General features: G+C 35.5%; 7 protein-coding genes. 3 read left to right on the top strand and 4 right to left on the bottom strand.

Going from position 1 to position 12546, the window contains the following annotated elements:
- Window positions 1–587 precede the first annotated feature (587 nt).
- Window positions 588–3614, bottom strand: coding sequence for a glycosyltransferase family 117 protein (locus tag J1905_RS18815; RefSeq protein ID WP_214228766.1), 3027 nt, complete (start codon window positions 3612–3614; stop codon window positions 588–590).
- Between the two features lie 732 nt (window positions 3615–4346).
- On the opposite strand from J1905_RS18815, the gene J1905_RS18810 reads away from it, so the two are divergent.
- The 3 genes from J1905_RS18810 to pth all read left to right on the top strand — a co-directional run bounded on the left by J1905_RS18810 (window position 4347) and on the right by pth (window position 6595).
- Complete coding sequence (locus J1905_RS18810) at window positions 4347–5288, top strand: ribose-phosphate pyrophosphokinase (RefSeq protein WP_214228765.1); 942 nt, start codon at window positions 4347–4349, stop codon at window positions 5286–5288.
- Window positions 5289–5344: 56 nt separating this feature from the next.
- Complete coding sequence (locus J1905_RS18805; protein ID WP_214228764.1) at window positions 5345–5923, top strand: 50S ribosomal protein L25/general stress protein Ctc; 579 nt, start codon at window positions 5345–5347, stop codon at window positions 5921–5923.
- 111 nt (window positions 5924–6034) lie between these two features.
- Window positions 6035–6595 carry an aminoacyl-tRNA hydrolase gene (gene pth / locus J1905_RS18800; protein ID WP_214228763.1) on the top strand — a complete coding sequence of 187 codons (561 nt, stop codon included), beginning with the start codon at window positions 6035–6037 and terminating at the stop codon, window positions 6593–6595.
- On the opposite strand, the gene J1905_RS18795 is transcribed toward pth, so the two are convergent.
- From J1905_RS18795 to J1905_RS18785, 3 genes are read right to left on the bottom strand one after another with little or no spacing between them, the layout of a single operon-like run.
- The gene (locus J1905_RS18795; RefSeq protein WP_214228762.1) at window positions 6585–8174 is read right to left on the bottom strand and encodes a hybrid sensor histidine kinase/response regulator; all 1590 of its coding nucleotides are present in this window, start codon (window positions 8172–8174) and stop codon (window positions 6585–6587) included. The genes pth and J1905_RS18795 overlap by 11 nt on opposite strands.
- A 26-nt stretch (window positions 8175–8200) precedes the next feature.
- On the bottom strand, window positions 8201–9025 hold the full coding sequence (locus J1905_RS18790) for a CheR family methyltransferase (protein WP_214228761.1): 825 nt from the start codon (window positions 9023–9025) through the stop codon (window positions 8201–8203).
- A gap of 2 nt (window positions 9026–9027) precedes the next feature.
- On the bottom strand, window positions 9028–12501 hold the full coding sequence (locus tag J1905_RS18785) for a hybrid sensor histidine kinase/response regulator (RefSeq protein WP_214228760.1): 3474 nt from the start codon (window positions 12499–12501) through the stop codon (window positions 9028–9030).
- Window positions 12502–12546: the final 45 nt, after the last annotated feature.

Raw genomic sequence — 12546 nt, 5'->3', positions numbered from 1 at the left:
TTGAAAGTGCTTACGAAAGAAAAAACTGAGAAAATGATTACTGCCAGGATTGATAAATTCTGCGCAATGGGGGTGGTTGTAGAAGGGTAAGCTCGCATTCTGCTCTTCGGCTGCATTAATTTGGCTCAGAAAAAGAGCCAAAAGAACGCTAGGCCGCTTCGCAGAAAACTCGCTTTTTACCGCCCTAAGGTTAAAAACACAACTTGGAGTAGCAAGTTGAAAGGGACAAACAAAAAAGACGCGGTCAATAATTAGTTCAAAGGATCAATAGAATAGATAAATAAAAAAGGCTTGCAATTTTAAAATTGCAAGCCTTTTTTATTTATCTATTCAGCCCTAGTCGGGGAATAAGTCATTTGTCGGGCTAAAACACCTCAGAACCAATTAAGTAAATATCTATGTGTTGATCAATGTTAAATTTGAATCTACAATAGAGTTTTGACAAAAAAAAGTTTCTGGCTTATTAACCAGAAACTTATCATTATGCTTTTTGGAACTAGAAAGCGAGTTTTTTGCGAAGCGGCCTAGCGTTCTTTTGGCTCTTTTTCTGAGCCAAATTAATGCAGCCGAAGAGCAGAATGCGAGCTTTACTGTTGTGCAAAGTACTGAGAGAACCGCCCCTCTAGTTCGTTAAATTGTTTTGTCAAAGCTTGACTCAATTTAACTTCCTTATTCGCTTCAGTGATTTTTGCCATTTGATTTAAGAACGACATACCTATCTGTACATTCTGTCCGCCAACATATTTGTTTTTGCTTTTAGATATATCTGCCAGGTAGGTAAGTTCCTTCTGTATATAATCAGCCGACTTTTCAATCAATGCATTAGCTCTTTTGGTATCATTTAGAGCGTAAAGGTTTTCAGCCATATAGTAAGCTCCCATCATAGAACGCATGCCGTAAAATCTATCAGGCATTACCTCGAAATAACGATTTGCTACCTTTTTAGCATCCTCAATTTTTCCTTCTTTAATAAGACCTGTAATGGCATTATTAAACATACTTGTAAAAATGGATACATCATCAGCAGATTGAGTATCAAGATAACGAGCATTCTTTACATTACCCCATTTGAATTTGTTCATTAGGTTATTGTATAGAACTGGAGTATTAACAAGGTCGGTTTTTCCTGCAGTAGTGTCTAATTTCAATGGAAGTAAGCGTATTGCCAGACCTTCATTGTATAAATAGTTATCTAAGCCGTTATATTGCTCTGACGGTACAGTACTAGCAAAATAGATTGGTCTCTTCCAGTCATTATGAACTAGAATGTCAATCATTGCTAAGGTACCTTTAGTGACATAATTTTTATTGAATTTCCACTCAATAACCGGAGCAATTTTAGCTGAATCTGCAGCACTAACTACACCATTTTTAATAACATCTGCACGGTTTACCGTAAGTTTAAAGTTTTTAGTAGGGATAAAGTTTTCTTTTGTACCATCATTTAAAGGAACTTTATCTTCATCATTTTCAGAAGTTAATACCTCAAAAATATTTTTTAACTCAACCGGACCATTAATTTTATAATCCTGATAGTACATTACATCTCTTGTGCCTTGTACATATTGAGATTCTTTCATTGAAATAGGCAATGGCTCAGACTCATTTTGCTTACGCTTCATGCCATTTATATACCAGTCTGTATCAAATAAGCTTAGGTTTACAAGTCTGATGTCTGGACGTACATTTTCAACCTCCTGTATGTACCAAAGAGGGTAGGTGTCGTTATCGCCGTATGTGAATAAGATTGCATTCGGGGCACAGGACTCTAAGTAATCGACCGCTATATCATGAGCAACAAGTTTTGTAGAACGATCATGATCATCCCATCCTTGTGCAGCCATAATAACTGGAGCCGCAAATAACCCTACCACTGTTGCCAAAGCTGCACCGGTTGCCGGAGTTAACTTTTTAAATAGCCACTCTTTTAAGGCCAAAGCTCCCAAGCCTATCCAAATGGCAAAGGCATAAAAGGACCCTGCATAAGCATAATCTCGTTCCCTTGGTTCCAAAGGTTTTTGATTAAGATACAACACAATAGCCATACCGGTAAAGAAGAATAAGAGGGCTACAATACCTGCATCTTTTTGGTTACGTTGGAAATGCCATATCGCACCAATTAATCCAAGTATAAGTGGTAGAAAGAAGAACCTATTGTAAGCATTATTATCAACAATAGTTGGAGGTAAGTGACTCTGATCACCCAAACGCATAGCGTCTATTGGCTTAATGCCGCTTAACCATTGACCGTCATAAAGACTTCCTTGTCCCTGTTCATCATTTTGTCGGCCGACGAAATTCCACATGAAATAACGCATATACATCTGGCCGGTTTGATAGCCAAAAAAGAACCCCATATTATCAATTAGATTAGGGAAATGGGTGTCGTCCAGGCCCATCATATCTTTATAATATGCTACATGGCGCGGATCATCACTATACATCCTTGGGAATGGTGTAGTTCTATCGTACTCGTAATCGGTTTTTTTACCGGCAGCTACGTATTTTTCAGCACCTTTTCTGTATATAGTTTTACCTTGTTTAATATCAACTTTTTGAGAGTTATAATTCGGACCGAACAGTAAAGGTCGGTCACCATACTGCTCTCTGTTTAGATAACCTAAAAATGAGAAAGCATTATCTGGATTACTATTATTTAAGTTTGGATTAGCCTTAGCACGAATAATGATCATTGCAAATGATCCATAACCAAATATTATAAGTACTGTAGATAGTAGCGCAAGGTTTAAGATTTTCTTTTGGTGTTTTATAGAATATCTAATACCCCATACAAAGCCTGCTATTAATAATAGCGCAAAGAAGATAACACCCGATCCGAAGCCTAAACCTAAAGTGTTGACAAAGAACAAGTCAAAATAAGCGCCAAAAGAAACTACATATTGAATTATACCGTATTGGATAAATGCTAAAATTAAAATACCAACTATTGCTGTTTTTACAACACCTGAAGTTGTTGCCTTTTTAGTTTTTCTAAAGTAGTAAACAAAAGCAATTGCAGGTATGGTTAATAAATTTAGTAAGTGGATACCTATAGATAGCCCCATAATATAGGCGATAAATAGTAACCATCTATCAGCACGAGGCTCATCAGCATGAGCTTCCCATTTTAATATTGCCCAGAAAACAATAGCTGTAAATAATGAAGATAAAGCATATACTTCAGACTCAACAGCAGAGAACCAGAAACTGTCAGAGAAAGTGTAGGCAAGAGCACCAACAAGACCGGCCCCCATAATCGAGATTAGGTTAGCTTTAGATATCTCTTCGTTTGCTTTTACTAAAATCTTTTTGGCCAGCGCAGTGATTGTCCAGAACAAGAATAGGATAGTAGCACCACTAGCAACTGCAGAACCAACGTTCATGAAATAAGCTACTTTAGTAGTATCTCCAAATGCTAATAATGAGAAAAAGCGTTGTATCATTAAAAACAAAGGTGCACCTGGTTGGTGTACCACCTGCATTTTTAGAGCAGAAGCGATGAACTCGCCACAATCCCAAAAGCTTACAGAGGGCTCCAGTGTTAAAATGTAGGTTAAAGTAGCAATGGCAAAACAGAACCAACCGGTAATGTTATTGATTTTTGAATAATTCATTTCGATATCAAGTAGTTACTAATATAAAGGCGATTAATTGCCTCCGAAAATAAAGAATAAGATTGATAATCGTATAATCTAATGGCGGCTTTAACAAATTTAACTTATCCCTATAATGTAAATGTCTATTGTTATTACGACAAGTAGTCTGTTTTTGGGAAGTTGTTGGGGCTTTGCCACTACCTTGTCTAAAACAGACTAGCCATAATACTACAGAAAATCTGGTGTGCTTTGTCTTAAATGTCATTAATCCGGAGTTTTATTTGAAAATAAAACGGGCTAAGAAGAGATTTTTTAGTGTCTGTTTGTAAATTTTATTGTGTTTATAGAGTTAGAGATTTTAAAAATATAGAGGACTAAAATCTGATTTTGTACGGAATCTGAGGCAGTATGCCGCATTCGTGCTTATAAAAGAAAAAAAATATTTGAAGAAAGAGAGATATTAACTGTTTGATTTATTGGGAGTAATAAATGACGAAAACGAGTTGAGGTAAATTATTTTATTTTTTTTTGGTTCAGCCCTTGCAGAATTGAAAAATGTGCGTAGATTTGCATTCCCATTTCAAAGCAACCGTTTTTAAATGAGAGATTGTCCGATAGTATAAGGGTAGTACAACGGTTTTTGGTACCGTTTGTCTTGGTTCGAATCCAGGTCGGACAACTAAACAATATTCGGATTGTGAATTAAACCACAATCCGATTTTTTTTAATCAGTATTGAAACTTTTCAATAATGCCATTGCAATTTAACCCCGTTAAACTTTTCGCCGGTAGCGGCACTAAAGATTTAGCCCATAAAATTGCCGAAAGTTACGGCAAACCACTCGGTAGTGTAACCTTAAGCAAGTTTAGCGATGGTGAGTTCCAACCTTCATATGATGAAACAGTAAGGGGATGTGATGTATTCCTTATACAGTCTACTTACCAGCCTTCTGATAATTTAATGGAGTTGTTATTAATGATTGATGCTGCTAAAAGAGCATCTGCACATTATATAACAGCGGTTGTACCTTACTATGGATTAGCAAGACAGGACAGAAAGGATAAACCAAGGGTAGCTATTGGCGCCAAATTGGTAGCAAATCTTTTAAAATCAGCTGGTATCCACAGGATCATGACCATGGATTTACATGCTGCTCAGATTCAAGGATTTTTTGATATCCCGGTTGATCACCTTGATGGTTCAGTAATTTTTGTTCCTTATATCAAAAGTTTAGGGCTTGAAAATTTGACTATTGCTTCTCCGGATATGGGTGGATCTTACCGTGCACGTACTTTTGCTAAGTTCTTTAATGCAGAGGTAGTGATTTGCGATAAACGTCGTAAACGTGCTAATGAGATTGAATCTATGTCTATCATAGGAGATGTCGTGGGATTGGATGTGGTTCTAATGGATGATATTTGTGATACCGCAGGTACATTGGCTAAGGCTGCTGCTTTAATCATGGAAAAGGGTGCGAGAAGTGTTAGAGCGGTTTGTACACATCCTGTATTATCAGGTAAAGCATATGAGACCATAGAAAACTCAATGTTAACCGAACTGATTGTAACAGATACTATTCCTTTGAAACAGGAAAGTCCAAAAATAAGGGTGCTTTCAACAGCTCCATTATTTGCAAAAGCAATTGCTAATGTGAACGAACATGGTTCAATTAGTGATCTTTTTAACGTTTAGTATTAATAATTATAATATAGAGATCGCAAGGTTTCAACACATTTAAACAACAAAAAATGAAAACAATCGCAATTAGCGGTTCTCCAAGAGAGAACGTAGGGAAACGCGATGCTAAAGAGCTTCGCTATGAAGGTAAAGTTCCTGCAGTATTGTATGGTGGTAAAGAACAAGCACATTTTGCTGTAGTAACTACTGAATTAAAGGATGCTATTTATACTCCTGAAGCTAACTTTGTTGAGATCACTTTAGGTGGTTCAAAAATCAAAGCTATCATCAAAGAATTACAATTTCACCCATTAACTGACTTATTATTACACGTAGATTTTCTTCAGTTATTTGATGACAAAGAAATCCTTATGGAAATCCCAGTTAAAATAACCGGAACTTCTCCAGGTGTTAAAATGGGTGGTAAACTAGTTCAAAAATTACGTAAACTTCGTGTTAAAGCATTGCCTGCAAACATGCCACAAACTATTGAAGTTAGTATTGCGAAATTAGAAGTAGGTAACCTATTCCGCGTTCGTGATCTTCAAAAAGGTGAATACGTTGTTACTAACACTCCTGAAGATACCATCGTTTCAGTTGGTATGTCAAGAGCGTTAAAACAAGCAGAACAAGTAGCTAACAAGAAATAATTCGAATTAGCTAAACATAAAAAAAGCAGTACTAAGATAATTAGTGCTGCTTTTTTTATGAAAATAGACTAACAGAAATCCTATGTCGCGTAAACTATTATCTTTGCAATAATGAAATACTTAATTGTTGGTTTAGGGAATATAGGCCCTGAATATGCGTACACAAGGCATAATATCGGATTTAATATAGCAGACGAGCTAGTTAAACAGCTGGGAGGTACTTTTTCAAATTTACGACTTGCTTATTATTCTGAAGTTTCGTTTAAAGGCAAAAAATTGCACGTAATTAAGCCTACAACTTTTATGAATTTAAGCGGTAAGGCTGTAAATTATTGGATGCATGAACTAAGAATCCCGTTAGAGAATGTATTGGTAATTGTAGATGATCTTGCTTTACCTTTGGGAAAGCTTAGATTAAAAATGCAAGGAAGTAGCGCCGGACATAATGGCCTAAGAAGCATTGAGGGCTTATGCGGGGGACAAGGCTACCCACGATTACGTTTTGGTATTGGTGATGATTTTCCAAAGGGTAGACAAGCCGACTATGTCTTATCAAATTTTGATAAGGATGAGCAACCGGAGTTGCCGGCACTTATAGATACTAGCATTGAATTAATTAAAAGTTTTGTAACTATTGGGCCAGCAAAAACAATGACTGCCTTTAATAAGTAGTGGTGTATTTGGTTATTTTTTCGTGCAAGGTTACCAACTCAAAAGGCTTACTTATTACATCATTTGCGCCGGCGTCCATAGCTGTTTTGGTATCGGTTTCCATAACTGCTGCAGAGAAAGTAATAATTGGGATATTTTCCTTTCCTTTAGCATAACCCTCTCTTATCAGCTTTATAGCATCCAGTCCATTTAATACTGGCATAAATGTATCCATAAGAATAAGGTCGTAATGATTTTCCTTAAGCTTATTGATTGCATCTTTACCATTCTCTACAACATCTGTATCAATCATCCAATCTTTTAAGATTTTCACGATTAAGAATTTATTAATGGGATTATCTTCAGCAACAAGAACTTTAATGTTATTAAAGGGAGTGAAGTTTTCTTTAATAACTTTCTGAACAGGGGATACCTCTTTTACAACCTCATACCAGTTTGTAAAACAAAAGGTACTTCCTTTGCCCTCCTCACTAAATACCTCAAGGTGACCACCTTTAAGTTTAGCCAGATTTTTCACTATAGATAAGCCCAAGCCGGTGCCACCAAATTTCACAGTAGTCTGCTCATCGGCTTGTTCAAAGGTTTCGAATATTTTGTCAATATTCTCCGGAGCTATCCCAATTCCTGTATCTAATACAGAAAAGCGAACTTTAATATTGTTACCCTTATGGTCTATAATTTCTACCTTTAAGGTAACGCCACCTTGTGAGGTAAACTTTATTGCGTTTCCAATCAGATTCATTAAAATCTGATTTAAGCGTAATGAATCTGCAAGAACATGAGTAGGCAATTCGCGATCTATTTCAATATCTAAGTCCAGTTTTTTTTCTTTGGCTCTTATGCGTAAAAGATTAATGACTGAATTGCATATGTTCACAATGTCTGTAGGAGTTCGGTTAATTCTAAATTTACCTGCTTCGATTTTTGATAAATCCAATATGTCATTAATAACACCCAATAATGAACTAGAAGATATTTCAAGTAAAGAGATCATTTCTTTTTGCTCCTCTGTTAATTCTGTTCTTTCTAGCAAATGAGCCAAACCAATAATCCCATTAATAGGAGTACGTATTTCATGACTCATATTGGCAAGAAAGTTTTCTTTTATTCTTTTACCTTGTTCAGCTTCTTCCTTAGCCTTTATGAGTTCTTTCTGATAAGCCTCAAGTTCTTTATTCTTAGCCTTAATTTCGCGTTGATTTCTTACAAACTGTATAAATGAATCAACTTTTGCCGAGGTAATAAAAGGATCAAGAGGTTTATATAAATAATCCACCGCACCTGTATTTAATCCCTTTACTGCATATTTTGTTTCTTTAGAAATAGCGGTAACAAAAATGATCAAGATGTCTTTAGTCCGAGGGTTACTTTTTAGTATTTCAACAAGCTCAAAGCCGTCCATTTCTGGCATTTGAACATCAACTAAGGCTATGGCAATATCCATTTCCCAGGATATTCTAAGCGCTTCATTTGGATTTGTTGTACTTATTAAATTAATATCATTTCTCTGCAATAGAGCCTCAAGCGCTATTATATTTTCAGGTCTGTCATCAACAATCAATATGTTAATCTTCTCCATGGTGTATCTAATCTGAGTGTTAATGCTTAACCTATTTTTTGGTAAATGTTGTTTTTTTTATCAATGGTTTTAAACCGCCCTAGTTCTGTACTTCTCAAAGTCTCTTTTGAACCTAAACATAAAAAGCCAAAATTAGCTAAACTATTGTAAAATAGTTCAATTACTCTTTTTTGTAGTTCTGTATTGAAATAGATAAGAACATTGCGGCACGATATTACTTGAAATTCGTTGAAAACACCATCCGAAGCTAGATTATGGACTGAGAACAATACATTTTTTTTTAAAGAATGATTGATTTTTGCAGCATCATACTTAGCCGTATAGTAGTCTGATAGCGTATGTATAGTTCCTGTTTTATGGAAGTTTTCAGAATATTGCTTCATTTTTTGCAAATCGTATATGCCATCTCTGGCATATTCCAAAACGTCCACATTAATATCTGTTCCATAAAAAAAACATCTTTCATATAAATTCTCTTCTGAGAACAATATCGTAAATGAATAAAGTTCTTCACCGGTGGAGCAACCTGCGTTCCAAACCTTAATTCTTTGATAAGATCTTAAGTAAGGGATTACATTAGTAGCCACAGATTTATAAAATTGAGGATCTCTGAACATTTCCGTCACATTTACAGTAACCTCAACTAAAAACGATTCAAAGTAATCTGGGTCGTTTGTTAAAAGTATCCTTAAATCAAAAAGAGACAGTTTTTGAAGCTGCATAATTCTGGTAACCCTACGCTTCAGAGAAGCGGCCGAGTAATCACCAAAGTCAAAACCATGGACGTTCCTGATAAAATCAACCAGGTTTGTCAGTTCTTCGTATGTTATGGTATCTGATGGATGATTCATACTTAACTTAGCCAAACTCTTAACATTGATAACAGTTTGTCCATGTCTACTGGTTTAGAAATGTAATCATTTGCACCGGCTTCGATACATTTCTCTCTGTCATTTTTCATCGCTTTTGCAGTTAAGGCAATGATTGGAAGTTTTGCAAATCGTTTCTCTGTTCTGATTGCCTTCATTGCTTCGTAACCATCCATTTCAGGCATCATAATGTCCATAAGAACAAGATCGATTTGTTCAGATTCCGCTAGTTTTTCAAGTGCCTCTCGTCCATTATTTGCAATTACAATATTCATATCATAGAGTTGCAATGCACTTGATAGCGCAAAAATATTACGCATATCATCATCCGTAATTAGCACGGTCTTATCTTTTAATGCCTTTTCAATGGTAGCGGCACCTTTACTTTTACTTTGCGTTTGAACAGTAAGCTTGTCGTCTTGCTTAAGTTTGTTCATGAAAAGACTTACTTCATCAATTAATCTGTCATTTGATTTGTTGGACTTCAAAACCATGGCTTCAGTGTATTTCATAATATGAGCCATTTTTTCGTCGCTTAATTCCATCGCTGTATTTATGATTACAGGAACATGAACCAAGGCTGGTTTTGCCTTAATCATATCCAATAAATCAAAACCAGAAATATCTGGAAGTTTTAGATCGAGAATAATACAATCAAAAGTATATTCATCTAGAAATGCTAGTGCTTCTTTACCGGTAAAAGCTTGTTTTACATCTACACCTTTTTCTGTAAGTTGCTGGGTTAAAACTTTGCTATGTAGTTCTTGATCTTCAATTACCAGTACAGTATTAAAGTTATATTTTATATAAGCAGAGCTAAGCAACTCAAATGCCTCATCAAGTCGGTCCTTTTCAATAGGTTTTTTAAGGAAGCCTATTGCACCTTCTTTTTTAGCTTTGCTTTCTTTTTCATTACCCGCCGACATCATGTGCACAGGGATATGTTTAGTTCTTGGATCTGCCTTTAGCTTTTTAAGTATTGTCCACCCATCCATAACCGGAAGCATAATATCAAGTACAATTGCATCTGGTAAATGCGAAATGGCCATTTCAAGCCCAATATCTCCACTATGGGCGAGAAGTGGTTTAAATCCTTTTTCAATAGCATAGTCATTTAGCACATCTGCAAAAACAACATCGTCTTCAACAATTAATAAGGTTTGAGTAGTGCTATTTTTAACTGGAAGTAATGTTGGTTCCTGAACAGATGGAGTAACTTTAACTTCTTCGCTTAAGTGATTAATTATTTGCTGAGGATTATTTATTGGATTTTCTTCCGGAATAAATAATGTAAATGTACTTCCTAAGCCAGGTTCACTTTGAACCTGAATTTCACCGCCAAGTATGTAAGCAAGTTCTTTACTAATTGATAATCCAAGACCGGTACCTCCATATTTTCTGCTTGTCGATCCGTCGGCTTGTTGAAATGCCTCAAAGATTAACTTCTGCTTATCTTCCGGAATCCCAATTCCAGTATCTTTTACAACAATTGCTATTATATTCTTGTTAGAATTTTTTAATTGCTCAGAATAAAAGTGAGTGTTTCTTGGCGTGTTTTCTATACTGAGTGATATTTCGCCGTGCTCAGGAGTAAATTTAAAAGCATTTGATAATAGATTCTTTACAATTTGCTCAACTCTTGATTGGTCTGTGAGTATTGCTGCTGGTAAACCTTGTTCAACGGTAGTTTTAAATGTGATTTTTTTGCTTCTGGCAAGCTCACCAAACAATGATTCCATGTCTTGTTTAATGGAATCAGGTTTAACAGGTTCAATTGTAAGATCTATTTTACCGGACTCAATTTTAGAAAGGTCGAGAATATCATTAATAAGTGTTAAAAGATCGGAACCGGCGTTGTGTATAACACCAGCATATTTAATTTGATCTTCATTTAAATTCTCTGGTCTGTTCTCTTTTAATATTCTTGCCAGAATTAAAATGCTATTTAATGGTGTTCTTAATTCATGACTCATATTGGCCAAAAATTCAGATTTATATTTACTGGAAATTTCGAGCTCTTCTGCCTTTAAACTCATTGCCTCGCGGGCCTGGTTTACAAGGATATTACGCTCCTCAAGCAACTGTGCTTTTTCCTCAAGTTCGGCATTGGTCTGGCGTAGTTCTTCTTGCTGAACCCTAAGCTCTTCTTCTGATGCCTGGAGTTGTTCGGATTTGTATACTAACTCTTCGTTTGTTGTACGCAGTTCTTCTTGTTGGCTTTCCAGCTCTTCTGCTTGTTGTTGGGTCTGTTCAAATAAGGCCCTTAGTTTAACTCGTGCCACAGCACTATTTATTCCTACCCCAATACTCTCAGATATTGTATTTAAAAATAATAATACAGATGAGTCCGGTTCTTTGTTTAGACCTAACTCTATTACGGCAAGCGTTTCATCCTCAAATAATATTGGAAGAAGGAATATGGAGCTAGGTAGCGTATTTCCTAAACCTGATTGGATTTTAATGTAATCAGTTGGGACATTGCTAAGGAGTTTTGGTTGCTTTTCAAATGCAGTTTGACCAACAAGCCCTTCACCAAATTGATATTCTTTTATAGAACCTTTTGTGATTTCGAATGCATAACCAGTAATAAACTTAATAGTCTTTTTTGCTCCGTTCACCAAAAACAACGATCCCATAGGAGCATTTATATAGTTACATATTGATGTTACTATTTTAGTACACATCTCTTCAACTTCTTGCTCACCCCGCATGGCCTCGTTAACAGTTGTTGCTCCAGAAAGCAACCAGTTTTTTTGTTCATTTTCAGCAGAAATCCTTTCTAATTGAATGTTCGAATCTCTTATCTGTTTTTCTGTCAGTTTTTGTTGATCAAAAGTTTTTCTGATATAAGAGAATAGAAAAAGGATTAGACAAAAGATAATTACAGCACTTGCTAAAACTACCCATTCACTTTGTTTACCGCTTTCAATAATCGCTGATTTTCTTTTTTCGAGTAATCGAATTTCCACTTGAATAATCTGATTCCCTGTTTTTAATATCTGATTCTTGTAAAATTGGCCTAAACCTTTCATTACTCTTAAAGCGGCAGCTTCTTTTCCTTTAGAATCATAAATATGCAACACTTCTCTCATCTCATCAATCTTAACATGGGCATACTGATTTAGAGAATCAATCCTGATTTGTTGCTCGGGATTATCACTTGTTATTTTTTTTAATTCAGCTATCGTTGGTAAAATTTTTGAAGAATTAAGATTGTAAGGACTGAGGTGTTGTCTATCTCCAGATAAAACGAATCCGCGGATTCCTGTTTCAGAATTTAAAACCTGAAATTCAACATCTTTTGCTAAGTTGATGACGTCATAGGTATGGCTTTGCCACTTTGTATCTTTGCTTAGCTTATCAATGCTTAGATATGATGTAATTGCAGATACCAAAACAAATAACAAGGACACTGCGAATCCCGTTAATACCTGTTGTTTAAAAGATAATTTAAACATATTATAAGTTAATAAGTATAGAAGTAATTAAAAAATAAATACAAT

This window comes from Pedobacter sp. B4-66 (assembly GCF_018492665.1).
Classification (GTDB): Bacteria; Bacteroidota; Bacteroidia; order Sphingobacteriales; family Sphingobacteriaceae; genus Pedobacter.
The sequence above is the reverse complement of the archived record's forward strand: the minus strand, read 5'-3'. Positions and strand labels throughout refer to the sequence as shown.

What these genes read in the sequence shown, in the direction of transcription:
- J1905_RS18815 (WP_214228766.1), bottom strand. Translation starts at nt 3,614, where the DNA reads ATGAATTATTCAAAAATCAATAACATTACCGGTTGGTTCTGTTTTGCC.
- J1905_RS18810 (WP_214228765.1), top strand. Translation starts at nt 4,347, where the DNA reads ATGCCATTGCAATTTAACCCCGTTAAACTTTTCGCCGGTAGCGGCACT.
- J1905_RS18805 (WP_214228764.1), top strand. Translation starts at nt 5,345, where the DNA reads ATGAAAACAATCGCAATTAGCGGTTCTCCAAGAGAGAACGTAGGGAAA.
- pth (WP_214228763.1), top strand. Translation starts at nt 6,035, where the DNA reads ATGAAATACTTAATTGTTGGTTTAGGGAATATAGGCCCTGAATATGCG.
- J1905_RS18795 (WP_214228762.1), bottom strand. Translation starts at nt 8,174, where the DNA reads ATGGAGAAGATTAACATATTGATTGTTGATGACAGACCTGAAAATATA.
- J1905_RS18790 (WP_214228761.1), bottom strand. Translation starts at nt 9,025, where the DNA reads ATGAATCATCCATCAGATACCATAACATACGAAGAACTGACAAACCTG.
- J1905_RS18785 (WP_214228760.1), bottom strand. Translation starts at nt 12,501, where the DNA reads ATGTTTAAATTATCTTTTAAACAACAGGTATTAACGGGATTCGCAGTG.